General features: G+C 61.7%; 23 protein-coding genes. 14 read left to right on the forward strand and 9 right to left on the reverse strand.

Annotation, left to right across the window (positions count from 1 at the left end):
* Positions 1–3: 3 nt before the first annotated feature.
* The 4 genes from QVF59_RS10750 to pcaF are packed head-to-tail and all read left to right on the forward strand — an operon-like array spanning position 4 to position 4,945.
* Complete coding sequence (locus QVF59_RS10750; protein ID WP_287879683.1) at positions 4–1,353, forward strand: MFS transporter; 1,350 nt, start codon at positions 4–6, stop codon at positions 1,351–1,353.
* Positions 1,354–1,380: 27 nt separating this feature from the next.
* Positions 1,381–2,169 (forward strand): enoyl-CoA hydratase-related protein, encoded by a 789-nt coding sequence (locus QVF59_RS10755; protein ID WP_287879685.1) that lies wholly within the window; start codon positions 1,381–1,383, stop codon positions 2,167–2,169.
* 35 nt (positions 2,170–2,204) lie between these two features.
* Positions 2,205–3,737 (forward strand): 3-hydroxyacyl-CoA dehydrogenase, encoded by a 1,533-nt coding sequence (locus QVF59_RS10760; protein WP_287879687.1) that lies wholly within the window; start codon positions 2,205–2,207, stop codon positions 3,735–3,737.
* Positions 3,737–4,945, forward strand: coding sequence for a 3-oxoadipyl-CoA thiolase (gene pcaF, locus QVF59_RS10765; RefSeq protein ID WP_287879689.1), 1,209 nt, complete (start codon positions 3,737–3,739; stop codon positions 4,943–4,945). The genes QVF59_RS10760 and pcaF overlap by 1 nt, the downstream gene beginning before the upstream one ends.
* Here pcaF and msrQ read toward each other — a convergent pair.
* The 4 genes from msrQ to QVF59_RS10785 all read right to left on the reverse strand — a co-directional run bounded on the left by msrQ (position 4,938) and on the right by QVF59_RS10785 (position 7,812).
* On the reverse strand, positions 4,938–5,564 hold the full coding sequence (gene msrQ, locus QVF59_RS10770) for a protein-methionine-sulfoxide reductase heme-binding subunit MsrQ (RefSeq protein WP_287879692.1): 627 nt from the start codon (positions 5,562–5,564) through the stop codon (positions 4,938–4,940). The genes pcaF and msrQ overlap by 8 nt on opposite strands.
* A 1-nt stretch (position 5,565) precedes the next feature.
* Positions 5,566–6,474, reverse strand: a complete 909-nt coding sequence (gene msrP / locus QVF59_RS10775; protein ID WP_287879695.1) for a protein-methionine-sulfoxide reductase catalytic subunit MsrP — start codon at positions 6,472–6,474, stop codon at positions 5,566–5,568.
* 141 nt (positions 6,475–6,615) lie between these two features.
* Positions 6,616–7,542, reverse strand: coding sequence for a tRNA modification radical SAM protein MnmL/YtqA (gene mnmL / locus QVF59_RS10780; RefSeq protein WP_287879697.1), 927 nt, complete (start codon positions 7,540–7,542; stop codon positions 6,616–6,618).
* Positions 7,543–7,629: 87 nt separating this feature from the next.
* The gene (locus QVF59_RS10785) at positions 7,630–7,812 is read right to left on the reverse strand and encodes a protein MIGRI (RefSeq protein ID WP_089083601.1); all 183 of its coding nucleotides are present in this window, start codon (positions 7,810–7,812) and stop codon (positions 7,630–7,632) included.
* Positions 7,813–7,995: 183 nt separating this feature from the next.
* Here QVF59_RS10785 and metX point away from each other — a divergent pair, with 183 nt between their 5' ends.
* The 4 genes from metX to QVF59_RS10805 all read left to right on the forward strand — a co-directional run bounded on the left by metX (position 7,996) and on the right by QVF59_RS10805 (position 11,484).
* Positions 7,996–9,138 (forward strand): homoserine O-succinyltransferase MetX, encoded by a 1,143-nt coding sequence (gene metX, locus QVF59_RS10790; RefSeq protein ID WP_287879702.1) that lies wholly within the window; start codon positions 7,996–7,998, stop codon positions 9,136–9,138.
* Positions 9,135–9,737, forward strand: a complete 603-nt coding sequence (metW, locus tag QVF59_RS10795) for a methionine biosynthesis protein MetW (RefSeq protein ID WP_287879705.1) — start codon at positions 9,135–9,137, stop codon at positions 9,735–9,737. Before metX ends, metW begins: the two co-directional genes overlap by 4 nt.
* 68 nt (positions 9,738–9,805) lie before the next feature.
* Positions 9,806–11,086: an AmpG family muropeptide MFS transporter gene (locus QVF59_RS10800; RefSeq protein WP_287879707.1), complete on the forward strand. Its 1,281-nt coding sequence runs from the start codon at positions 9,806–9,808 to the stop codon at positions 11,084–11,086.
* Positions 11,083–11,484, forward strand: a complete 402-nt coding sequence (locus tag QVF59_RS10805) for an MliC family protein (RefSeq protein WP_287879710.1) — start codon at positions 11,083–11,085, stop codon at positions 11,482–11,484. Before QVF59_RS10800 ends, QVF59_RS10805 begins: the two co-directional genes overlap by 4 nt.
* Before the next feature lie 43 nt (positions 11,485–11,527).
* Here QVF59_RS10805 and QVF59_RS10810 read toward each other — a convergent pair whose 3' ends face one another.
* Entirely contained in the window at positions 11,528–12,757 is a 1,230-nt protein-coding gene (locus QVF59_RS10810) for an MFS transporter (protein WP_287879712.1), read from the reverse strand.
* A 65-nt stretch (positions 12,758–12,822) separates the two neighbouring features.
* Between QVF59_RS10810 and QVF59_RS10815 the strand changes: the two genes are divergently transcribed.
* A complete protein-coding gene (locus QVF59_RS10815; RefSeq protein ID WP_287879715.1) occupies positions 12,823–13,629 on the forward strand; it encodes an AraC family transcriptional regulator in 807 nt (268 codons plus the stop codon).
* Here the strand turns inward: QVF59_RS10815 and asnB are convergent.
* Positions 13,626–15,482, reverse strand: a complete 1,857-nt coding sequence (gene asnB / locus QVF59_RS10820) for an asparagine synthase (glutamine-hydrolyzing) (protein ID WP_287879716.1) — start codon at positions 15,480–15,482, stop codon at positions 13,626–13,628. The genes QVF59_RS10815 and asnB overlap by 4 nt on opposite strands.
* 131 nt (positions 15,483–15,613) lie before the next feature.
* The gene (gene wrbA, locus QVF59_RS10825) at positions 15,614–16,228 is read right to left on the reverse strand and encodes an NAD(P)H:quinone oxidoreductase (RefSeq protein WP_287879719.1); all 615 of its coding nucleotides are present in this window, start codon (positions 16,226–16,228) and stop codon (positions 15,614–15,616) included.
* A gap of 204 nt (positions 16,229–16,432) precedes the next feature.
* On the opposite strand from wrbA, the gene QVF59_RS10830 reads away from it, so the two are divergent.
* The gene (locus tag QVF59_RS10830; RefSeq protein ID WP_287879721.1) at positions 16,433–17,644 is read left to right on the forward strand and encodes a YihY family inner membrane protein; all 1,212 of its coding nucleotides are present in this window, start codon (positions 16,433–16,435) and stop codon (positions 17,642–17,644) included.
* On the opposite strand, the gene QVF59_RS10835 is transcribed toward QVF59_RS10830, so the two are convergent.
* A complete protein-coding gene (locus QVF59_RS10835; RefSeq protein ID WP_287879723.1) occupies positions 17,596–18,402 on the reverse strand; it encodes a DUF3025 domain-containing protein in 807 nt (268 codons plus the stop codon). The two genes, QVF59_RS10830 and QVF59_RS10835, sit on opposite strands and share 49 nt — an antisense overlap.
* An 82-nt stretch (positions 18,403–18,484) precedes the next feature.
* Complete coding sequence (locus QVF59_RS10840; RefSeq protein WP_287879726.1) at positions 18,485–20,767, reverse strand: sensor domain-containing diguanylate cyclase; 2,283 nt, start codon at positions 20,765–20,767, stop codon at positions 18,485–18,487.
* A gap of 193 nt (positions 20,768–20,960) precedes the next feature.
* Here QVF59_RS10840 and cysG point away from each other — a divergent pair, with 193 nt between their 5' ends.
* From cysG to ptsP, 4 genes are read left to right on the forward strand one after another with little or no spacing between them, the layout of a single operon-like run.
* On the forward strand, positions 20,961–22,382 hold the full coding sequence (gene cysG, locus QVF59_RS10845; protein ID WP_159874758.1) for a siroheme synthase CysG: 1,422 nt from the start codon (positions 20,961–20,963) through the stop codon (positions 22,380–22,382).
* 60 nt (positions 22,383–22,442) lie between these two features.
* The gene (locus QVF59_RS10850) at positions 22,443–22,850 is read left to right on the forward strand and encodes a PTS sugar transporter subunit IIA (RefSeq protein WP_045847764.1); all 408 of its coding nucleotides are present in this window, start codon (positions 22,443–22,445) and stop codon (positions 22,848–22,850) included.
* Entirely contained in the window at positions 22,837–23,106 is a 270-nt protein-coding gene (locus QVF59_RS10855) for an HPr family phosphocarrier protein (RefSeq protein WP_089083589.1), read from the forward strand. Before QVF59_RS10850 ends, QVF59_RS10855 begins: the two co-directional genes overlap by 14 nt.
* Before the next feature lie 29 nt (positions 23,107–23,135).
* Positions 23,136–24,875, forward strand: a complete 1,740-nt coding sequence (gene ptsP / locus QVF59_RS10860; RefSeq protein WP_159874759.1) for a phosphoenolpyruvate--protein phosphotransferase — start codon at positions 23,136–23,138, stop codon at positions 24,873–24,875.
* Positions 24,876–24,888: the final 13 nt, after the last annotated feature.

Consider the following 24,888-nt stretch of genomic DNA (forward strand, 5'->3'; position numbering starts at 1 on the left):
TCCATGCAACACGTGCAGACCCAGGCGGACGACAAGAAAAAACCAATGCGTGCCGCCATTGCTGCCTTTGTCGGCACCACCATCGAGTGGTACGACTTTTATATCTATGGTCTTGCCGCCGCGCTGGTGTTCGGCAAGGTGTTCTTTCCGGCCACGCTGGACCCGGGCGTGGCCACGCTGCTGTCCTTTGTCACGCTGTGGGCCGGTTTTATCGCCAGGCCGCTGGGCGGTGTCATTTTCGGCCACTTTGGCGACCGTATCGGTCGCAAGACCACGCTGGTGATTACCCTGATGCTGATGGGCCTGTCCACCCTGGGCATCGGCCTGTTGCCGTCCTACCAGAGCATTGGCGTGCTGGCACCCATCGGCCTGGTGTTGCTGCGCATCGTGCAGGGCATTGCCGTCGGCGGTGAGTGGGGTGGGGCAGTGCTGATTGCCAGCGAAAACGCGCCCAAGAACAAGGGCATCCTGTATGCCGCCTTTGCCCAGCAAGGCTCACCGGCGGGTAATCTGCTGGCCACGCTGGTGTTCTTCCTGCTCAGCCGCATGCCCATGCCGGAGTTTGTACAGTGGGGCTGGCGCATTCCCTTCCTGCTGTCGGCGCTGCTGGTGCTGGTGGGGCTGTTTATCCGCCTGCAGTTGACCGAATCCAAGGCCATGCAGCAGGTGATGGCGGAGAAAAAGGTAGAGCGGCTACCGCTGCTGAGTGTGCTGCGTCAGCACGGCATGCTGGTATGGATGACCATGCTGGTGCCTACCGTCATCCACGTGACTTATCTGAAAACCACCTTCGCCCTGTCCTGGGCCACCAGCGAGCTGGGTTATGGCCGGGAAACCTTTTTGCAGATCATCCTGTGGGCCTTGGTGGTGCAGTTTGTGGTGCAGCCGTTTGGTGCGGTGCTGGTATCGCGCATCGACAAGGTCAAGGCCATTTTGTGGATCTTGCTGCCGGAATTCCTGCTGATGCCGCTGATGTTCTGGGCCATCTCCACCGGCAGCTACTGGCTGGCCATCACGGCCATGTGCTTGGCTACCATTCCGCATTCCATGTTTTACGGTGCCATTGGCGGTCTGCTGGCCCAGGCTTTTCCGGTGCAGTTGCGTTACACCGGCATGTCCTTTTCCTACCAGCTGTGTTCCCTGCTGATTGGCGGTGGCACTCCGGTGTTGGCGCAATGGCTGCTCAATGTCACTGGCGGCATTAGCTGGGTGGCGGCCATTTCTGGCTGTTATGCACTGGTGTCGCTGTTCAGCACCCTGTGGCTGCTCAAACGCATTCCAGCGTCGGATGCTTCGGCGTCCAGTGAGCAAACTACCCCGGCTGCCACTTCTGTGACCACCCCCGCGCATTGATCAATCGCTTCTGCTGGAGAAACAAGCATGCCATATGCCGATATTCCCGATTTATTGCAGTGTGCCGGTCCGGTGGAGGGGGTGTTGACTCTCACCCTGCACCGTCCTGCGCTGCGTAATGCGCTGTCCACGGCCTTGCTGCAGACCTTGGTGGCGGTGCTGGCGCGGGCCGAACAGGACGAGGCCGTGGCGGTGGTGGTGTTGAGCGGTGGTGACAAGGTGTTTGCCGCCGGGGCCGATCTGGCCGAGATGGCGGACAAGAAGCTGCCCGCCATGCTGTGCGATGAACGCCCGGCGCTGTTTGCCGCCATTGCCCGCTTTCCCAAGCCGCTGCTGGCTGCCGTGTGTGGCTACGCCTTGGGCGGCGGCTGCGAACTGGCCATGCACGCCGACATCATCATTGCCGGGGAATCAGCCTGTTTCGGCCAGCCGGAAATCAAGCTGGGCATCATGCCGGGGGCCGGTGGCACCCAGCACCTGCTGCGTGCGGTAGGCAAGTCGCTGGCGATGAAAATGGTGCTCAGTGGCGACTTTATCGGGGCCGAAGAAGCCAGGCAGGCCGGGCTGGTGGCCGAGGTATGGCCGGATGCCGATTGCCTGCCCAAGGCGCAAGCACTGGCTGCGCGTATTGCGCGGCAAGCCCCGCTGGCCTTGCGCCTGGCCAAGGCGGCGCTGCTGGCGGCCCAGGAAACCGGCCTGTCCGCCGGGTTGGCACAGGAGCGTGCCCATTTTGTCACGCTGTCGGCCAGCCAAGACCGGCAGGAGGGCATCCGCGCCTTTCTGGAAAAACGTTCGCCACAGTGGCGTGGCTGCTAGTCCGTCTTCATCCCCATTTTGCACAGAGAGAAGCCATGCAACACCCTCTTTCCCTATCCCGCCCGGTGGCGATCATCGGCAGTGGTGTGATGGGCCGTGGCATCGCCATGGTGGCCGCTGCCGCTGGCCACCGGGTCTGTTTATATGATGCCAATGGCAGTGCCAGCGCCCAGGCGGTGGCAACCATCCAGCAGCAGTGGCAGCGCCAGGCTGACAAAGGCAAGTTATCTGCTGAAGAGGTGGCGCAGTTGTGCGCGCGGCTGTCCCGCGCCGAACAACTGCAGCAACTGGCCGAGGCCGGTTTGGTGATTGAAGCCATTGTCGAGGACCTGGCCGCCAAGCAGGCGCTGTTCTGTCAGTTGGAGCAAATCGTGGCGGCGGACTGCCTGCTGGCCAGCAACACCTCCTCGCTGTCCATCAGCGCCATTGCCGCCGCCATGGCTGCACCGCAGCGGCTGGTGGGCATGCACTTCTTCAACCCGGCTCCGGCCATGCGGCTGGTGGAAATTGTCCACGGCCTGGCCACCGATGCCGCGCTATTGGAGCAAGTGCGCGCCACCGCCCGCGCCTGGGGCAAGGAGACGGTGCTGGTGCGCTCCAGCCCCGGTTTCATCGTCAACCGCATTGCCAGACCGTTTTATCTGGAAAGCTTGCGTTGCCTGCAAGAGGGGCTGACCGATTGCGCCACGCTGGACCGCCTGCTGCAGCACAGCGGTGGCTTTCGCATGGGGCCGTTTGCCTTGATGGACCTGATCGGCCTGGATGTGAATCTGGCGGTGCATCGTTCCATCTGGCAGGCCATGTGTTACGACCCGCGCTACACCCCGCTGTGGATTCAGCAGGAAATGGTGGCGGCCGGCTGGCTGGGCCGCAAAAGCGGTCGCGGTTATTACACCTACCCGCTGGATCAGACAGCAGAGCCGGACAGCTTGCCCGTCGTCCAGCCGGACTGCAGCCAGATCACCTTCAATCCGGCGCAGCCGGTGGCTGTCGTGCTGGCGCAGCGGCTGCAGCAGGCCGGAGTGCAACTGGCGACGCAACACGCGGCGGCGGACTGGCTGTTCCGCACCGGCAACGCGCATGTCTACTTGAGCGATGGCCGCCCGGCGGCGCGGCGCGAACAGGCGGAGCAGCAGCCCTGCCTGCTGCTGGATCAGGCTTTTGATTTTCAGCACGTCAGCCTGCTGGCCGCCCAGTCCAGCCCCGGCCTGTCGCTGACGGAGCGGCAGGCGCTGGAACAACTGCTGAACGCGGCGGGCATCCGCCTGTGCCATCTGCCGGATGCTGCCGGGCTGCCGCTACTGCGCACCGTGGCCATGCTGGTCAACGAGGCGGCAGAGGTACTGCAGCAAGGCCTGGCCAGCGCGGAGGATATCGATAGCGCCATGTGCCTGGGCCTGAATTATCCACAAGGCCCGTTGGCCTGGGGCCAACGGCTGGGCTATGGCTGGCTGGCCCAGGTGCTGCGCCATCTGGCGGATTACCACGGCGATGGCCACTACCGTGTTGCCGGCTGGCTGCAGCAACAGGCCTTTTCTTCCCTGTCATTCCCTGCCGAGGTGCTGTAATGCAAGATACTTATATTTGTGATGCCGTGCGTACTCCGATTGGCCGCTATGGCGGCAGCCTGTCCACCATCCGTTGTGATGATCTGGCGGCCATGCCCTTGCGCGCCTTGCACGCGCGCCATCCGGAGCTGGATTGGGGCGTGCTGGATGATATCTGGCTGGGTTGCGCCAATCAGGCCGGCGAGGACAACCGCAATGTGGCGCGCATGGCGGGCCTGCTGGCCGGTCTGCCGATGACGGCTGCCGGGGTGACGCTGAACCGCCTGTGCGGTTCCGGCATGGATGCCGTGGGCAGCGCCGCGCGCTGCATCGCGCTGGGCGAGGCCGATTTGCTGCTGGCCGGCGGGGTGGAGAGCATGTCGCGTGCGCCCATGGTGCTGGGCAAGGCGGCTCAGGCGTTTGAGCGCACGCAGGCGCTGTTTGACACCACCATCGGTTGGCGCTTTATCAACCCCGTGATGGCACAGCAGTTTGGCACCGACTCCATGCCGCAAACCGCCGACAATGTAGCCGCCGCCTTTGGCATCAGTCGTGCCGATCAGGACCGCTTTGCCTTGCAGTCGCAGCAACGCTGGCAGGCCGCACAGCAGCAAGGACGCTTTGCTGCGGAAATCATCCCGGTGACGCTGTCGCGTCCGCGCCAGCCAGAGCGGGTGTTTGATTGCGACGAGCACCCGCGCCCGGAGGTGACACTGGAAGGCCTGGCCAAGCTGTCCGGCATCAATGGCAAGGAACTGTCGGTGACGGCAGGCAATGCCTCCGGGGTGAATGATGGCGCTTGCGCGCTGCTGCTGGCCTCGGCGCGTGCGGTGCAGCAGCACGGCCTGCGCCCCCTGACCCGCGTGCTGGGCATGGCCTGCGCCGGGGTGGAACCACGGCTGATGGGCATCGGCCCGGTACCAGCCAGCCGCAAGCTGTTGCAGCGGCTGGGGCTGCGGCTGGAGCAAATGGAGGTGATTGAAATCAACGAAGCCTTTGCCGCCCAGTCACTGGCGGTGCTGCGCGAGCTGGGCCTGCCGGAGGATGCCGATTACATCAACCCCAATGGCGGGGCGATTGCCATGGGCCATCCGCTGGGCATGAGCGGCGCACGCTTGTTGGCCACCGCCAGTTACGAGCTGCAACGCCGTCAGGGCCGTTATGCCTTGTGCAGCATGTGCATCGGCGTGGGGCAGGGTATTGCCGTGGTGCTGGAGCGGGTCAGCTAGACCGCTGCCGTAGTCGCCGTACCAGCCGCCAGCCCAGCAGTACCGCCAGTACGCTGGCGTACAGCATGGGCTGGGTGAGGTCTTTTTTCACCAGCCACCAGTAGTGCAGCACGCCCAGCAGCGCCACCGGGTAAACCAGCTGGTGCAGCTTGCCCCAGTTGCGTTTCAGCCGTTTCATCCAGCCCTGGGTGGAGGTGATGGCCAGCGGCGTCATCAGCAGCATGGCGGCAAAGCCCACAGTGATGAAGGGACGTTTGGCGATGTCGTGCAGCATGCCCGGCCAGTCAAAAAACTGGTCCAGCCACACATAGGTGGTTAAGTGCAGGCTGCCGTAAAAGAAGGCATACAGGCCCAGCATGCGGCGCAGACGCAGCGGCCAGCTCCAGCCGGAAATCTGCCGCAAGGGGCTGATGGTCAGGGTGATCAGCAGGAAGCTCAGCGTCCAGGTACCGGTGGAGCGGGTGATGAACTCCACCGGGTTGACGGCAGCGCCGGACAGCACAGTCCACGCCGCGCGGGCCAGTGGCAGCAGGCAGAGCACAAAGACCGCAATCTTCAGCCAGTTGAAGCGGGCAGGCTGACGGGTGGCTGCAGGGTTTTTCATGCGCAGGGTAGTCATGTCAGAAGTTCTTGCGCAGGTCCATGCCACGGTACAGGCCGGCCACCTGATCGCCATAGCCGTTGAACATCAGCGTCTTGCGCTTGAGGAATTCGCCGATGCGCCGCTCGCTGGCCTGGCTCCAGCGCGGGTGGTCCACTTCCGGGTTCACATTGGAATAAAAGCCGTACTCGTGGGCATTGGCCATATTCCAGCTGGTGGCGGGCATTTGCTCTTGCAGATGGATGCGCACGATGGACTTGATGCTCTTGAAGCCGTATTTCCACGGCACCACCAGCCGGATCGGCGCGCCGTTCTGGTTGGGCAGCACATCGTTGTACAGGCCAACGGCCAGAAGGGTGAGCGGGTGCATGGCTTCGTCCATGCGTAGCCCCTCGCGGTAAGGCCAGTCCAGCACTCGGCTGCGCTGGCCGGGCATTTCTGCCGGGCGTTGCAGGGTTTCGAAGGCCACGTATTTGGCGCGCGAGTTGGGGGCTACTTGTTTGAGCAGGCTGGCGAGCGGAAAGCCTATCCACGGAATCACCATGCTCCAGCCTTCCACGCAGCGCAGGCGGTAAATACGTTCTTCCAGCGGCTGTTTCAGCAGTTCTTCGATGCCAAAGCTGCGCGGCTTGCCCACTTCACCATCCACCACCACATTCCACGGCCGGGTTTTCAGGCTGCCGGCGTACATGGCCGGTTCGCTTTTGTCGGTGCCGAACTCGTAGTAGTTATTGTAAGTGCTGATTTCTTTCAGGCTGTTGGGCTTGTCGCTGACTGACAGCGGGCTTTTCTTGCCGGCCAGCGCAGCCAGGGTTTCACCGGACAGCAGTAGGCCGGCACTACCCAGCATGAACTGGCGGCGGTTGAAATAGACGCCTTCGGGGGTGATTTCCGAAGGCTGGATGTCGGCAGGGCGTTTGATGAGCATGATGGTTTCTCCAGTGCTGTGCTTCTTTGTCGCAGCAACAGGGAGAATCTGACATGCAATCTTTGCGATTGTTCTGGCTGGTTCGATAGCCAATGACTAATTTGTGTTAAGCAGCCACCCGGTGACGGGATGATCCCGCTGTCAGGCGGCTTGTGCCGACCAGCTACGCCCCAGCGCGCTGCCCTGGCCACCATCGCGTGCCAGCAACTGGCCAATCGCTTGCAGGGCAGTCCAGCGCGGGCCGCACCAGTCTGGCGCAATCAGGGTAGGGGCCTGCGCGGTGGCGGAAATGCGGTGGAACACCACCTCTGGCGGAGTATGGCGAATCAGCGCAGCGGCCAGGCTGGCGTAGTCGTCCAGTGCCATGGCAGATACCTCGCCGCGCTGATGCTGGGCGGCCATGCGGCTGCCGCGCACTATCATCAGCGGGTGCAGCTTCAGGCCCTGTACACCGATTTCCAGCACGGTTTCCAGCGTGGCATGCACATCGGCAGCGTCTTCACCGGGCAGGCCGACAATCAGGTGGGTGCAGACCTTGAGCCCATGCTGCTGGGCGCGGCGTACTGCATCGCGGTAATCGGCCAGGGTGTGGCCGCGCAGGATGCGGCGCTGGGTGTGGTCGTGTGCGGTCTGCAAGCCCAGCTCCAGCCACACTTCCTTGCCAGTGGCCTGGTAGGACGCGAGCAGTTCCAGTGCGCTGTCCGGCACGCAGTCCGGCCGGGTGCCCACGCACAGGCCCACCACATCGGCACTGGCCGTGGCCTCGTCATATAGCTCTCGCAGGCGGCTGACTTCGGCATAGGTGCTGGTGTAGGCCTGAAAATAGGCCAGATAACGGCGGGCGCGGTCGGTCTTGCCCTTTTCGCGGGCAATCTGACCGGTAATGGACAGTTCGGCGGCATCGCGGCCAAAGCTTTTGACATTGCAGAAGGTGCAGCCGCCCCGGCCCAGCGTGCCGTCGCGGTTGGGGCAGGTGAAGTCACCCGCCAGTGACAGCTTGTGTACCGGCTGGCCATGACGGCGTTTGAGGTAGTGCCCGAAGGTATGCAGGTGAGCGGTAAGGTCCATGGTGCTAAACGGCAGAGTGCAGGCAGAAAAGCCCACAGCTTAGGCAGTTTGCAGCTGTATGGCTCTGTGCCATATCAAGGCTTGCCCTTACAACTGGTGAAAGCCCAGCCAGTACAGCAGCACGAAGATGGCGGAAGCAGCCAGCAGGGCAGTAGCCAGCGTGCTGACGAATTCGCGCAGGCTGGCGCGCTGACGCCGGTCCAGCAGCCAGCGGGCGATGGCATACAGTACGGCAAACAGCAGTAGCAGGCGGAACAGACGACCGATCATGGTGTGAATCAGGCAGGAAAACCGGGCCGATTATGCGGTGCATACCGCATGGTAGCAAGCAAGGCTATGGATATAATCGGCCAGACAGGCGATGATAGCAGCCGTAGCCTACAGGAGGCTCCGCATCGAGAATGGCCGGCAAGGCCGCCGGCGGGGCAATAATCATTAGAGGCCTTTTTTGTTATGTCCGATCTGACAAGGTCTGTCGGCATCGTGCAGGCGCAGACAGCGGAGTTCGACACGCCGCTGCATCTGGCCAGCGGTGCCGTACTGCCTGCCTACCAGCTGTGTTTTGAAACCTATGGCACGCTCAATGCCGCGCGCAGCAATGCCATCCTGATCTGCCATGCGCTGTCCGGCCATCATCATGTGGCAGGCCGCTATACGCCGGAGGACAAGGCGGCAGGCTGGTGGGACAATATGGTGGGTCCGGGCAAACCCATCGATACCGACCGCTTTTTCGTGGTGGGGCTGAACAATCTGGGTGGCTGCCACGGTAGCACCGGGCCGTCTGCCATCAATCCGGCCACCGGCCAGCCCTGGGGGTCGACTTTCCCGGTGGTGACGGTGCCGGACTGGGTGCGTTCGCAAGCACGGCTGGCCGACCGGCTGGGCATAGACCGCTGGGCCGCCATCATCGGCGGCAGCCTGGGCGGCATGCAGGCCCTGCAATGGAGCATCGACTACCCGGAGCGGGTGGCGCATGCGCTGGTGATTGCCTCTGCACCCAAGCTGTCGGCACAGAACATCGCTTTTAATGATGTCGCCCGTCAGGCCATCCTTACCGATCCCGATTTCCATGGCGGCGATTTCTACGCCCACGATGCCATTCCGCGGCGCGGCCTGCGTCTGGCGCGCATGCTGGGCCATATCACCTATCTGTCCGATGACGGCATGGGCGAGAAATTCGGCCGCATGCTCAAAAGCGGCGATTACCAGTTTGGTTACGAGGTGGAATTCGAAATCGAATCCTACCTGCGTTATCAGGGCGACAAGTTCTCTGATTACTTCGACGCCAACACCTATTTGCTGATGACCAAGGCACTGGATTATTTCGACCCGGCCAAGGACCTGAACGACGACCTGGTGGCGGCGCTGCGCAAAGCCAGCGCCCGTTTCATGGTGGCCAGCTTTACCTCGGACTGGCGTTTTTCGCCGGAGCGCTCGCGCGAAATCGTCAAGGCGCTGGTGGCGGCGGACAAGGAAGTGGTGTACGGCGAAATCGAATCGGTACACGGCCATGATGCCTTCCTGATGCTGGATGCGCCCTATGTCAACCTGATGCGTGCCTATCTGAACCGTGTGGCCGAGGAGGTGAACGCATGAGCGCTGCCAATACCTTGCGGGCCGACCTGCAACTGATTGCCGACTGGGTAGCCCCTTCCAGCCGCGTGCTGGACCTGGGCTGCGGCGACGGTGCCTTGCTGTCCTGGCTGAACCGCCATAAAGCCGTGCGCGGCTATGGCGTGGATTTTGACGTCAACAATGTGGTGCGCTGCGTGCAAGCCGGCGTCAACGCCATCCAGGGCAACCTGGAAACCGGTCTGGCCGAGTTTGAAGACCAGCGTTTTGACCATGTGGTGTTGTCGCAAACCATTCAGGCCATGCACAATACCGAGCAGATTCTGGTGGAAATGCTGCGCGTGGGCCGCGAGGCCATCGTCACCTTCCCCAATTTCGGCTACTGGGAAAACCGCTGGCAGATCCTGCAAGGTCATATGCCGGTGTCGGAGACCATCCCTTACCAGTGGTACAACACGCCGAACATCCATTGGTGCATGCTGGGGGATTTCGAAGCGCTGTGCGCCAAAAACGGCATCCGCGTGCTGGAGCGGGTGGTGATGAACGAAGCCAAGCGCATTCACTTCCTGCCCAATCTGCGCGGCAGCCTGGCGTTCTACCGGGTTGCCCGGCAAGCGGGCTGATGATTGATGACTAACAAAGGCGGCTGCTGGCCGCCTTTTTGCATTGGCGGCCCATGCCGCAAGGATACATGACGCATTCTTCCGTACATTGGCGCGAGGCCATCTGGTCGCGCCGCATGCTGATCTGCATTGCCACCGGCTTCAGCTCCGGTCTGCCGCTGTATATGCTGATCAATCTGCTGCCGGCCTGGCTGCGCAGCGAAGGAGTGAATCTCAAGGCCATCGGCCTGTTTGCCCTGATCGGCCTGCCCTATACCTGGAAATTCCTGTGGTCGCCGCTGCTGGACCGCTTTGTCCCGCCATTGTTGGGGCGGCGCCGTGGCTGGATGCTGCTCAGCCAGCTGGCCTTGCTCATCAGCATGGCCCTGTTCGGTCTGTTCAATCCACAGCTGCAATTACAGCAGATTGCCGCACTGGCGGCGGTGGTGGCGTTTTTCTCGGCCAGTCAGGATATCGTGCTGGACGCTTATCGCCGCGAGCTGCTGCCCGAAGCCGAGCTGGGGCTGGGCAACTCGGTGCATATCAATGCCTACCGACTGGCCGGCCTGGTGCCCGGTGCCCTGTCGCTGATTCTGGCCGATCACACCAGTTGGGCCAATGTGTTCGTCATCACTGCGCTGTTCATGCTGCCGGGGCTGCTCATGACCCTGCTGGTGTCCGAGCCCAGGCTGGCTGGTACACCACCCAAAACCCTGCGCGAAGCCGTGGTGGAGCCGTTTCATGAGTTCATCCACCGCCAGGGCTGGCACAGCGCCGCCACCATTCTGGGTTTCATCTTCCTGTACAAGCTGGGCGACAGCATGGCCACCGCACTGGCTACGCCGTTTTACCTGGACATGGGCTTTGCCAAATCGGATATCGGCCTGGTGGCCAAAAACGCCGGGCTGTGGCCGGCGGTGATTGGTGGATTGCTTGGCGGAGTGTGGATGCTCAAGCTGGGCATCAACCGCGCCCTGTGGCTGTTTGGCGTGGTGCAGGTACTGTCGATTCTGGGCTTCGCCTGGCTGGCCAGCTATGGCCATTTTCAGCAGATTGGTCCTGTCCAGTTAGGCCAGCTGGCACTGGTGATCGGTTTTGAAGCGCTGGGCGTGGGCCTGGGTACGGCGGCCTTTGTGGCCTTTATCGCCCGTACCACCCATCCGGCTTATACCGCCACCCAGTTTGCCCTGTTTACCAGCCTGTCGGCGGTGCCACGCACCTTCGCCAACGCGGCTACCGGCTATATTGTGAATGATCTGGGCTGGATGGGTTTTTTCCTGCTGTGCACCCTGCTGGCTTTGCCAGGCATGTTGTTGCTGCTGAAAGTGGCCCCGTGGCACGGGGATGATCAGAACGGAGAGACTGCATGAAGGCAACTGTTATCCTGTTGAGTCTGCTCAGCCTGCCAGTGCTGGCTGCGCCGGGGCCGGAAGCCATGCCGGAACCAGCCGTGCCAGCCGCAGGCAATACCGTGGTTTTGCAAAAGGTGGATTACCAATGCGCGGCCCAGCGCGTGGTCAGCGTGGAATATCCGCAGGCAGAAGTGGAGGACGTGGTGCCCATCCGCATCAGCTGGCATGGTCGCCATTACCGGCTGGTACGGGTCAGCAGTGCCAGTGGCTCGCGCTATGCCAGCCAGCAGCTGGTGTGGTGGAACAAGGGCGAGCAGGCGGTATTGCTGACCCGCGGCGGGCGCACGCTGGCACGGGATTGCCAGCCGCTGCTAACCGCTACCACGGCACCGGTCCTTACCCCGGCAGCGCCATGAAAAAACCGGCCATCAAGGCCGGTTTTGCTTTGTGTTGCGTGACTCAGGCTTTTTTACGATGCAGGTCGGGCAGCAAGACGGTGATGATGCCCAGCAGCGGCAGGTAGGCGCACAGCTGGTACACGGTTTCGATGCCGTAGTGGTCGGCCACCTTGCCCAGTACCGCAGCGCCAATGCCGCCAATGCCGAAGGCAAAGCCGAAGAACAGCCCGGACACCATGCCCACCTTGCCCGGCACCAGCTCCTGCGCATACACCAGGATGGCGGAAAAGGCCGACGCCAGAATGAAGCCGATGATGAAGGACAGCACGCTGGTCCAGAACAGGTCCACATGCGGCAGCGCCAGGGTAAACGGTGCCACACCCAGAATCGAGAACCAGATCACCCGCTTGCGGCCAATGGCATCGCCAATCGGCCCGCCCAGCACCGTACCGGCAGCCACGGCAAACAGGAAGATGAACAGATGCAGCTGTGCCGCCTGCACCCCCAGCCCGAAGTGCTGCATTAGGTAGAAGGTGAAATAGCTGGTGATGCTGGTGAGGTAGAAATACTTGGAAAACACCAACAGCACCAGCACGCCCAGCGTGAACGCCGTGCGCTGCGGCGACAGACCAGTGGCCACGACGGCCTTGTGTGCCTTGGCGGTGCGCTGCTGGTGGGCATACCAGTTACCAATGCGCCATAGCACCAGCATGCCCAGGAGAGCCGCCAGCGAAAACCACGCCAGGCTGGGCTGACCGTAGGGAAACACCACCAGCGCGGCCAGCAAGGGGCCGGTGGCGGTGCCGGCATTGCCACCCACCTGAAACAGCGATTGCGCCAGGCCGTGGCGGCCGCCGGAGGCCATGCGCGCCACACGGGAGGATTCCGGGTGGAAGATGGACGAGCCGGTGCCGACCAGTGCGGCTGCCATCAGCAGCACCGGATAGCTGGACGCCACCGACAGCAGTAACAGGCCGCACAAGGTGGAGCCCATGCCGAAAACCAGCGAATAGGGCAGCGGCCGCTTGTCGGTGTAAATGCCGACCAGCGGTTGCAATAGCGAGGCGGTGCACTGGTAAACCAGCGTCATCAGGCCGATCTGGGCAAAGCTCAGATGAAAGCCGCCCTTCAGTACCGGGTAGATGGCCAGAATCAGCGACTGCAACATGTCGTTGAGGAAATGGGTAAAACTGATGGCACCCAATACCCGGAAGCGGGTGTCCTGCGGCGGTGCCATGCTCTGGCTGGCGCTTGTCATGATGATGTCGTCTTGTGGTGGTGGGTTCATCATGCTATCAAGGGGTGTCCTGCCCGTCCTGCGTATGAAGGGCAATCTTCTTCGAGAAAAAGACAGTCATGAGTGATTATCAACATCTGCACCAGTACGACACCGGTATCGCCCCGGTAGTGGCCAAGGCGCGTGATTACCCGGCGGGTGAAGACACGCCGCGCCATGCCCACCCCACGGCACAACTCTTGTATGCGGTGGAAGGCGTGATGGTGGTGAGCACGGCGCTGGGGCAGTGGATCGTGCCGCCTACCCGTGGCATCTGGCTGCCAATCGACACCTGGCATCAGGTGCGGATGATCAGCGCGGTACGCATGCGCACGGTGTATGTACGCAAGGACAGTCTGGAAGGCTTGCCGCAGGAGTGCCGGGTGCTGGCCATCTCACCCTTGCTGCGCGAGCTGATTCTGGCGGCAATGAGCATCGCCGTGCCGTACCCGCCGGATTCGCGCGATGAGCGGCTGATGAAGCTGCTGCTGGATGAAATCCGCAGCCTGCCCACGCTGGCCTTGTCTTTACCCAGGCCGCAAAGCCCGGCCTTGCAAGGTTTGTGTGATGTATTGCTGGCCGAGCCGGCGGATGCCCGTTCGGTGGAGGAGTGGGCCACGCAACTGGCGATGGACCCGCGCACCTTGCAGCGGCGCTTCAGCCGGGAAACCGGCTTGTCACTGGGGCAGTGGCGGCGGCAGGCACGGCTGATTGCCGCGCTGGAAAAACTGGCCTGCGGGGCCAGTGTGCTGGAAGTGGCACTGGACCTGGGTTATGCCAGCCCCAGTGCTTTTGCCACCATGTTCAAGCGCGAACTGGGGGTGTCACCCAGCAGCTTTTATGCGCCGTTGCCGGATGATCATTACTCGGTGATATGTGGGGGCTAGGGTAAGGCGCGGCGCAGCGCGTCCAGCTGGGTCAGGCTTTCGTCCAGAATCAGCAATTGCAGCATCTGCTCGGCCAGCGCCTCCTTGCCACCCCGGTAAGCCTGGGCAAAGGCATCCACGGCGGTGGCATCCAGCAGGCCGTCCGTCAGGCGGCTCAGCCGGTTGCCAAGGCCAGCAAAGCGTTCGGCCAGACTGGTTTTCAGCCAGCCGGCAAGCGGTGGGTTGAAGCCGCGTTTCTTGCGCTGGAAAAAGTCGGCCGGCAGGGCCGGGTGCATGGCACGGCGGAAGATCAGCTTGGCAGGCTGGGTGTAGCGCTCGGCGTCAGTCGTGGCCAGCAGATGCTGGTACAAGCCGTGGTCCAGCAGCGGGGCGCGGCCTTCCAGCCCATGCGCCATGGTGCACAGGTCCGACTTTTGCAGGATGTAGTCCGGCAGGTAATTGGCAAAGTCGATGGCCAGCAGGCTTTGCAGGCCGGGGATGGCATCGCTGGCTTCCGGGCCGATATCGTCCGGTGCGCGCCAGTAGCTGAGCCGTTGCAGCTCGCGCCCGGCTTGCAGGTAGCGGCGCTGGCCCGGCGTCATGCCGGAAAAGCGCAGCGAGTAGGCCTCGGTCCAGCTCATCGCCAGCTCGGTACCCAGCTTGCCGTGTTTGCCATCCAGCGAGGGACGGATGCCCAGCGGCAGTTGCAGGTGTCGCCGCCAGCGGGTGCGCAGGTGCTTGTTCATGCGCTTGTAGCCGGCCAGCAGCTCGTCGCCGCCATCACCCACCAGCACCACTTTTACATGCTTGCTGACTTCCCGTGCCAGATACCAGGTCGGGAAGCTGGACGGGTCGGCAAAGGGCTGGTCCAGATCGGCCACAATGCGCGAGAAATCCGCCGCCAGGTTTTCCGGCATGTCGATGCGGATATTGCTCAGCCCCATGCGCTGGGCGGAATCTGCCGCGTCGACCGATTCGTCCAGCGTGCTGCCGGGAAAGGCGGCGGTAAAGGTGGAAAACTGCTGATAGCCCTGGGTGGCCAGTCGGCTGGCAATCAGGGTGGAGTCAATGCCACCGGACAGCAGCACGCCCAGTGGGCGGTCGGCCACGGTACGCATGGCTACGGCGTGGTCCAGCTCCGGCAGCCAGTCGCCCGCCGTGGCCTGCGGTTGCCAGTAGCGACGTTTCTTCAATTGACGACTGGCAAGGTCGAACTCCAGGCAATAGCCGTTTTCCAGCCGCTGGATGTTTTCGAATACGGTGGCCGGTGCCGGGATGTAGCGGTGCGCCAGATAGGCGTCGATGGCGGCGGGGCTGAACTGGCGGGCAGGCAAAGGCAGGAAGGGCAGTACCGAGCGCACCAGCGAGCCGAAGGCCAGATTGCCATCCAGCAGCGCATACAGCAGCGGTTTTTCGCCCATGCGGTCGCGCGCCAGATGCACCTTGCCCTGACGCAGGTCGAGAATGGCAAAGGCAAACATGCCGCGCAGGCGTGTCAGCAGGCCGTCAATGCCCCAGGCCTCGTAGCCGCGCAGGATGAATTCGGTATCGGAGTGGGTGCGGAACACGGCACCGGCCTGTTCCAGCTCGCGCTTGCCGGCTTCCCAGTCGTACACCTCGCCGTTGTAGCAGATCCAGATCTGGCCATCGTCATTGCCCATCGGCTGGTCGGCCTCGGGGCGCGGGTCGATGATGGACAGCCGCGCATGTAGCAGGGCGTTGTGGATATTGTCAGCCCCGGCCTGTCCGCCATGCGGGTCAAGCAGGAGCTGGTGGGCGGCATCCGGACCGCGCCGGGCCAGTTCGAGCAACATGGCATCGGCGGTGGCGGTCGCAACCGGGTGTTGGGAGAAGAAACCTGCGATTCCGCACATGTCTGAGGGTCCTGATCCTGACCGTGGCAGAGGGCTGTCGGTCAGTCGTCGCAAAAAATAAAACCGGCCAGCTTGCCATCCAGGGCCAAGCCGCCGGTATTGGCCATACAGCCTGGCTATATTCCGATGAATTAGTGATTGCTGTCCGGCAACGGTTGTTGCAGCCGCAGGGCGGCTTCGGCCAGACGTTTGCCCTGGGCCTGCGCCAACTTGCGCTCGTCTTCGGACAACGGGCGGTCGTTTTGTATCCCGGCCACATGGCTGACGCCATAAGGCGTACCACCGGCCTGGGTGGCGGCCAGAGATGGCTCGGAATAAGGCAGGCCGACAATCAGCATGCCATGGTGCAGCAGCGGCAGCATCATGCTCAGCAAGGTGGATTCCTGTCCGCCATGCATGGACGACGAGCTGGTAAACACGCAGCCCGGCTTACCGGCCAGTGCGCCAGCCATCCACTCTCCGCTGGTGCTGTCGATGAAGTACTTCATGGCCGCCGCCATATTGCCAAAACGGGTGGGGCTGCCCAGTGCCAGGCCTATGCATTCGGCCAGATCGGTTTTTTCCACATAGGGTGCGCCCTGTGCCGGAATGGCCGGCTCGCTGGCTTCGCACACGGTGGATACCTTGGGCACGGTGCGCAGTCGCGCCTGGCAGCCAGGCACGCTTTCGATGCCGCGGGCGATCAGGCGGGCCAGTTCGGCGGTAGCACCATGCTGGCTGTAATAGAGAACAAGAATGTCTTGCACGGCAATATCCGTTGATATGCCATCGTCAAATGATGGCCACGATAACAGGCTGCATGATAACAGCTTCCAATCGTTAATTTGTATGAAGACGGTGTACAAAACATGATGTCAGCAGGGGGATTGCCAGCTTCTTGTTACCGGCAATGTGCCGGATGCCGCGACTGTTGCTTGCCAGTTGCGGGTGGCTGCATTACCTTGCGCCTCATGAATTCGCTCCGACAATACGCTTCGCAAATCGGCTTTGCCGGTTTTCTGGTCAGACGCATGGGCAGCCAGCGTGTGCTGCAGGTGGCCGGCAGTCTGACCTTTACCACCTTGCTGGCGCTGGTGCCGCTGTTCACCATTGCGCTGACGGTGATTTCCGCCTTCCCGGTGTTTGCCGATTACAGCACGCGCTTCAAGGTGATGTTGTTGTCCACGCTGGTACCGGAATTCGCTGGCAAGGTGATTTCCGTTTACATGCGCCAGTTTGCCGACAATGCGGAAAAGCTGACCGCTGCCGGCATCGTGATGCTGGGGGTGACCGCACTGATGCTGATGTCTACGATCGAGCGCACTTTCAATGCCATCTGGAGCGTACGCCGCGGTAGGCCCTGGCTACAACAGAGCATGGTGTACTGGACGGTGCTGACGCTGGGGCCGCTGGTGCTGGGCGGCGGCCTGTTGTCCTGGCGCTGGCTGCTCAAGTTCACCCGTTTCGAAAAAACCATGCCGCTGCTGGCCAGCACGGTAGAAGCCGGTGGCACCATTCTGCTTACCGGCATCGTACTGTCCTTGCTGTACCGCATCCTACCCAACCGTTTTGTGCCCATCCGCCACGCGGCACTGGGTGCAATGATTACTGCGGTGCTGCTGGAACTGACCAAGCTGCTGTTTGCTTATTACATCGGTCAGGTGGCCAACTACCAGCTGGTGTATGGCGCATTTGCCAGCATTCCCATCTTTCTGTTGTGGGTGTACTGCCTGTGGATGGTGGTGCTGGCCGGCGCGGTGTTCACCGCCTCCCTGTCTTATTGGGAGGGTGGTGCCTGGCGGCGGCGTTTCGAGCCGCGACGGCGCTTTCTGGATGCCGTGGAAGTACTGCTGATGCTGGATGCGGCCCAGGAGCAAGGTTGCAGTTTGACGCCGGCACAGCTGCGCCAGCAGGTGAAGATCGGCTATGACGAGCTGGGCCTGGTGCTGGACAAGCTGGCCCAGCATGGCTATGTGCAGAAAGGCCAGCGTGATGGCTGGGTGCTGATGCGCAAACTGGCTACCGTGCAGCTGTCCGACTTGTTCCAGCTGTTTGTCTACCGGGCAGACCTGGCCAATGACGATGATGTCGGCCAGGGCATTGAAGTCTTGCTGGGCAGTGTCACGGAGCGGCTTCAGACCGTTTCGCTGGATGACTTTGCCCGTCGGCTGGGGCGGAAGTAGTCGGTGTTTTGGTAGAAAGCTGGGTTTTCATTGTCCGGCCACCAGCCGGGAATGCCCAGCAGCGGCAGCGGCCATAGCTGGCGCGGGCTCTCCAGCCAGCCGTCATCGGCCAGCCGCGTGGCCAGCATGGCATCCAGCTGCTGGCGCTGCACGGTTGTGCTGGCGGTGAAAAATGCATCGTCCACTGGCAGCAGCAAGGCCTTGCCGCACCAGCCGATATGTGGCTGCAGGCCGACTTCGAAGATGGCATGTCCCAGCGTGTGCACGCTGATCTGCCGTCCCCAGGCACTGCGTTGTTCCACAAACAGGGTTTGCCACTGCATGTCATCCAGCGCCTGGCCCAAGTCCGGGTACGAGCAGGCCACGATCACGCCACATTCATCCAGCAAGGTGGCGGCGTCGCGCCGCGGACCGCGTTTTATCTCGCCAGTCCCGATGGCACGCAGATGGCGTGCATTGAGGGCGGCCTTGCTCAAGGGCCACGCCAGCCAGGCCAGGGCATTGAACCAGTCATGCCAGTTGCGGCTGCGGGTGGGGACTTCTCCGGTGTTGCCGATATGCATTTCATAGTAGGCATCGGCTTGCAGATCGCAGCAGAACCGTAGTGTTGCCGGCAGGGTGCTGAGCGGGCGGGCCAGTTGCAGCAACTGGTCGTAATCCTGCTGTGCTGGCCAGTCAGTCAGTGGCAGCAGATGGGCAAAGTCGGCCAGCGGCTGGTATAGCGGATGGGTGAGGTAGTCGTTACGCCAGTGGTTCACGGCAAGGGCTATCGCGAAGAAAAGCGTATCTTAGGGCCGGCATGGCCGGATGCGATAGTCCGGCCCGCTGGATTGGCACCGGTCAGACGAGTTTCAGCATCAGGTCGTGGCACACTTGATTGCGGCCTTGGTGCTTGGCCTGATAGAGCAGTTTGTCTGCCCGTTTCAGCAGGTCGTCCACATGCTGATCGCTATCGCGCAACAGGGACAGGCCGATGCTCACCGTGTAGTGAATCTGCTGACCGTTGGCCTCGACCCGGCTGTCATTCACCGCGGTGCGTAATCTTTCCGCCACGGCCAGTGCATGTGTGCTGTCGGCCTCCGGCAGCAAGGCGGCAAACTCCTCGCCGCCGAGCCGTCCGGCCAGATCGGTTGCGCGCAGAATCTGGCGGCACAGCTTGGCAAAATGGGTGATCACCTGATCGCCCGCCGCATGGCCATAGGCATCGTTGATGTTCTTGAAGTGGTCCAGATCCATCATCAGTACGGCCATGTCCGTGCCGTTGCGCTGGCTGCGCTTGAGTTCGCGCGCGGCTTGCAGCAGGAAGTTGCGGCGGTTGTCCAGCCGGGTCAGCTCGTCCATGGTGGCTAGCTGGAACAGCTTTTTTTCATGCTGGTCGCGCTGCAGGGCGATGGCGGTGATATGCGAGCTACGGTAGACCAGGCGCATTTCATCCGGGTTCGGTGTGCGGGGCTCGTTGTAGTAAATGGCAAAGGTGCCCAGTAGCTCGCGCTGGCTGCTAAATAGCGGTGTCGACCAGCAAGCGCGCAGCCCGAAGGGGCGGATCAGCTCCAGATAGGGCTGCCATAGCGGGCTGTTTTCCATATCGTCAACGATGATGGTGCGCTTGAAGTAGGCCGCAGTGCCGCAAGAACCCACCTGAGGGCCAATAGCAATGCCTTCGATGATGGCAAGGTACCCGGCTGGTAGCTTGTTGCCGGAGGCCACGTGCAGGTGCTCGCCGTCTTCTGTCAGCAACATCACCGAACAGCATCCGCCAGTGAGCTGGGATTCGATCATGGTACAGATCTGGCCCAGGATATCCTCCAGCGGCTGATTGGCGGCAATCATCTCCATCACGGCGTTTTCTTCGCTCAGCAGGCGGTTGGCCTGCCGGCTGTCGGTAATTTCGCGATCTACCGACAGGATGCTGGTCAGCTTGCCGTTGCTGTCGAATTCGGGAAACAGGCGGGTTTCAAAAATGTAGCGCCGGTTGTGCGACAGCAGCTCCATTTCAAAACAACGTGGCTCGCCGCTGTCGATCAGGCGACGGCACTCCTGTTCGAACTGGGCCACCACATTGTCCGGCCAGCCTTTTTCATGCACGGTCTTGCCGATGTGCTCGTCACGGATCATGGGCGAGTAGCGGCTGACGCTGCGGTTGATAAACTGGCAGCGCAAATCCAGATCATAGCGGGCGATGATGTCACTGGAATTTTCCACCAGAGTACGGAATTCCAGCTCGCGTCGGCGCATGGCTGTTTCGGCTAGCTTGCGTGGTGTGATGACCTGACTGAACACCTGTACATGACGAGGGCGTGTGCTCGCATCGGCAGGCTGGAATATCTGCTCCAGCCATTCCCAGTGCTGATCGGCATGTTGCATGCGGTATTCCAGATCCAGTACGGCCGTCGTGCCCAGCCCGATGTTCTGCAGCGCATTGTCCAGCAGGCTGCGGTCTTCCGGATGTACGCGTTGCCGCCAGTCGTCCAGGCAGATGGTCTCTTGGTCAGCCGGTAGCCCCAGCAAGGTGTGCAGCGCGCCGCTATTGCAGTTGATCCTAGCCTGATCAAGGTCGAATTCGCACAGGCCGATGCGCGCACCCTGCAGTGCCGTAAGCATGGTCGAGGCCGGTGTCGATACGGGATGAGGGGTGTCGACCGTATGCAGCAGTAATATCCGCCAGTGTGCAGGCAGGGTGTCGGCTGGCATCACCAGCTGCTGCACGCCCAGGCGCAATGGCCGTTGTTGGGTGTCTTGCCAGTCTATGAAGTGCGGCGGTGCCAGCAATGTCGTTTGCTGCTGCAGCTGCTGACACAGCCGGGCAGGCAGGCCGCTGGTCTGCAGGCTTTGTGGGGTATGGCCGAGCAGGTCGGCACAGCCCTGGCTTGTCACCTGTACCCGGCCAGATTCATCCAGCGCAAGCAGCGCATCGGTCGAGTGCTGTACATGAAAATGCAAGGCATTGATGCGTAGTCGGGACTGGCGCAGCCGTTGCCAGATACTGCCCAGCCAGATACCCGTAGCCAGACACAGCAAGCCTGCCAAGGGCCAGTCCCAGGGGGCATGTCGCGCCGACTCCGCCCACGCTTCCCCACTGGCCAGCAGCAGAGCACTGCTTGTCGCCACGGTTGCCATGGCCATGCCTGATCTGAAATTATTCAATGTTCACCCGCCGCTTCCTTGTTTGCCCTTTTCTGCCGGTGGTGCAGGGCTTCATCTCAATCATGGCATTTAGTATGGAAATTGTGATGACGAAAATCAGGCTACATGCGCCGTTTTCGTCGTTTTTATGCAACAAATAAAGTATGCTGTGGCGATTGTTGTGGAGTGATGCATGGATTACTTTCCGATTTTTCTCAAGCTGCAAGATGCCGCCTGTCTGGTGGTTGGCGGGGGCGACGTAGCCCTGCGCAAGGTACGCCTGCTCAAGGCCGCTGGCGCGCGGCTGACCGTGGTTGCACCCGAAATGACGGACGAGCTGGCCTCGATGGCCAAACGTGGCGAATTGCAGTGGTTGCCCGGCTATTTTGCTGACGATATGGTCAGCGGCATGCGGCTGGTCATTGCGGCCACCGATCAGCGCACGGTCAACCAGCAGGTTTCCCAAGTGGCGCAGCAGCACAATATCCCGGTCAATGTGGTGGACGACCCGGAAATCTCTACCTACATCACCCCTGCCATCATTGACCGCTCGCCATTGGTGATTGCGGTTTCCTCCGGTGGCAGTGTCCCGGTGCTGGCGCGACTGGTACGCGCCAGGCTGGAAAGCATCATTCCGGCCAGTTTTGGCCTGCTAGCGGCATTTTCTTCCCGCTTCCGCGAGCGGGTGAAAGCCCGGTTTGCCGATGTTGAAGCACGGCGTACTTTCTGGGAGTCGGTACTGGAAGGCCCGGTAGCCGAAGCCGTGATGAATGGCCGCGAGGCAGTTGCCTGCGAAGAAATGGAAAAACGGCTGGCCAGCACGGAAGACTGCCCCAGCGGTGCGGTGTATCTGGTGGGAGCCGGCCCGGGCAACCCTGATCTGCTGACTTTCCGTGCCCTGCGCCTGATGCAGCAGGCCGACGTGGTGCTGCACGACAAGCTGGTGGCGCCCGAGTTGTTGGAGCTGGTGCGACGCGATGCCGAACGTATCTACGTGGGCAAGGCGCGTGCCAATCACACCCTGCCGCAGGAAGACATCAACCAGCTGATGGTGCGCCTGGCGCAGTCCGGCAAGCGGGTGCTACGGTTGAAGGGTGGCGATCCCTTTACCTTTGGCCGTGGTGGCGAGGAAATCGAAACCCTGGCCGAGCACAATATCCCGTTTGAAGTGGTGCCGGGCATTACGTCAGCAAATGGCGCTGCCAGCTATGCCGGTATACCCTTGACCCATCGTGATCACGCCCAGTCGGTGACATTTGTTACCGGCCACAAGAAAGATGGCAGCATCGATCTGGACTGGCCGGCGTTGACCCGACCGGATCAGACCGTGGTGGTGTACATGGGGCTGACCATGGCCGCCGAGCTATGCGCCGCTTTCATCGAGCATGGCAAGCCGGCGGATACCCCGGCAGCCGTCATCGAATGGGCAACCACTCCGCGCCAGCGTACGCTGAGCGGAACGCTGGAAACCCTGCCGGCACTGATATCGTCCTATGGCGTTGCATCGCCGGCGCTTATCATAGTGGGCAGTGTCGTTTCGCTGGCAGATAAACTCGCCTGGTTCCGTCGGGTGGAAAACGGGCCTGCTACAATGCCGGATTCGCAGCAGAAATGAAGCACGGTTCGCCGCAGCGGACTGTGTGCCGATAATCGTTACGGACAAGAAGACGCAGGCATGGTTGGTGTACTAGTCATATCTCATGGCAATCTGGGCGCCTGTCTACTCGACTGCGCCCGGCATGTATTAGGACGGGACCCGGACAATATCGCCACGCTGGCGGTAGAAAAAACCGAGGATCCGGATCAGAAACTGGTCGAGGCTTCTGCGCTGGTGGCACGCCTGGAACAAGGCGATGGCGTAGTGGTACTGACTGATATGTATGGCGGCACGCCATCCAATATTGCCAGCCGGCTGATTGACCCGGGCAAGGTGGAAGCCGTTGCCGGGGTCAGCCTGCCCATGCTGGTGCGTGCGCTCAGTTATAGCAGCCAGCCGCTGGAAATCGTGGTCAGCAAGGCCATTACCGGCGGGCTGGAGGGCGTACTTTATATTCTTCCAGGGGACGGTAATGCTGCGCGTTGAAATACAAATTATCAATAAACTTGGCCTGCATGCGCGGGCTTCGAGTAAATTCACCCAGCTTGCCAGCCGTTTCAAGAGCGATGTGGGCATTGCCCGCAATGGTCGCCGCGTGAACGGCAAGAGCATCATGGGCGTGATGATGCTGGCCGCAGCCAAGGGCTCCACCGTGGAGCTGGACGTGGATGGCCCGGATGAACAGGAAGCGCTGGATGCGCTGGTGGCACTGATCAACAATCGTTTTGACGAGGCTGAATGAATCAGCCCGCTTGAGGAGGGGATGGGACGATGAATATCACCCTGCATGGTGTAGCCATAGGTGGCGGCATCGCCATTGGCCGGGCCCATCTCATCTCGCGCAGCATGGACGATGTGGCGCACTACGGCCTGGAGGATGCAGAAGTTCCAGCCGAGATGACCCGTTTTGACGAGGCAGTGCGTGCCACGCGCAAGGAGCTGGAAATGCTGTGGGGCAGCATTCCGGAAAATGCTCCGGCCGAGCTGGGTGCCTTCCTGTCCTTGCACATCATGTTGCTGGGCGACGTCACCATTTCACGCGAGCCACGTGAAATCATTGAAAAACAGCGCTGCAATGCCGAATGGGCATTGAAGCTGCAATGCGACCTGCTGGTGGAGCAGTTTGACGCCATCGAAGAAGACTACCTGCGCGAGCGCAAGAACGACGTGTTGCAGGTGGTGGAACGCATTTTCAAGAACCTGGACGGTCATGCCCCGCAACTGCCGGCACCGGGTGACCTGCTGGACGACACCATTCTGGTGGCGCACGACTTGTCGCCGGCTGACATGGTGTATTTCAAGGACTCCAACTTCGCTGCCTTCGTCACCGACGTGGGTGGTGCCACCTCGCATACTGCCATTTTGGGGCGCAGCCTCGACCTGCCCTCCGTCATTGCCCTGCACCATGCCCGTGAGCTGATCCGAGAAGAAGAACAGATCATCGTCGATGGTCAGCAAGGCGTGCTGATCGTCAATCCGGATGAGTTGGTCCTTAGCGAATACCGCCGTCGCCAGCGTGCCTGGCGCGATGCCAAGCGCAAGCTGTCCTCCATCCGCAAGTCCGATGCCAAAACCAAAGATGGCACGGTGATCGAACTGCTGGCCAATATCGAATTGCCACAGGATGTCGATGTGGTGAAAAGCTCCGGTGCCGCCGGTGTGGGCCTGTTCCGCAGCGAGTTCTTGTTTCTGGGGCGCGACACCCTGCCCACCGAGAACGAACAGTTCGAGGCCTACCGCAAGGTGGCCGAAGACATGAAAGGCCTGCCGGTCACCATCCGCACCATGGACCTGGGGGCCGACAAGAATCCCAAGTGGCTGAATCACGACGTGGCGGACAATCCGGCACTGGGCCTTACCGGCATCCGCCTGTGCCTGGCCGAGCCGCTGATGTTCCGTGCCCAGTTGCGGGCGCTGTTGCGTGCCTCACACTATGGCAAGGTGAAAATCCTGTTCCCCATGCTCAATTCGCTGGGCGAGCTCAAACAGTCGATTGCCCAACTGGATTACGCCAAGCAGGAATTGCACGAAGAAGGCCTGCCATTCGATGAAAAGGTGGAAGTGGGCGCGATGATTGAAATCCCGTCCGCCGCGCTGGTGGTGGGCAGTTTCATCAAATATGTCGACTTCCTGTCCATCGGCACCAACGACCTGATCCAGTACACCCTGGCCATCGACCGTAACGACGATTCGGTCAGCCATCTGTACGACCCGGTACATCCGGCGGTGCTCAAGCTGATCCTGCATACCATCCGCACCGGCATCAAGGGTGGGGTGCCGGTGTCGGTGTGCGGCGAGATGGCAGGCGACCCGCGGCTTACCCGGCTGCTGCTGGGCATGGGGCTCCGCAAGTTCTCCATGCACCCGGCCAGCCTGCTGGCGGTGAAGCGCATGGTACTCAATACCCACCTGGACGATATCGCCCCCATTGCGGGACGCATGCTTCGATCCGAAGACCCTGATAAAATCGCCGATCTTTTGCAACTGCTGAATACCGAGCCGGATGCCTGATCCGGCTTTTTTC

Origin of the sequence: Aquitalea sp., assembly GCF_030150775.1 — a bacterium.
Classification (GTDB): domain Bacteria; phylum Pseudomonadota; class Gammaproteobacteria; order Burkholderiales; family Chromobacteriaceae; genus Aquitalea; species Aquitalea denitrificans.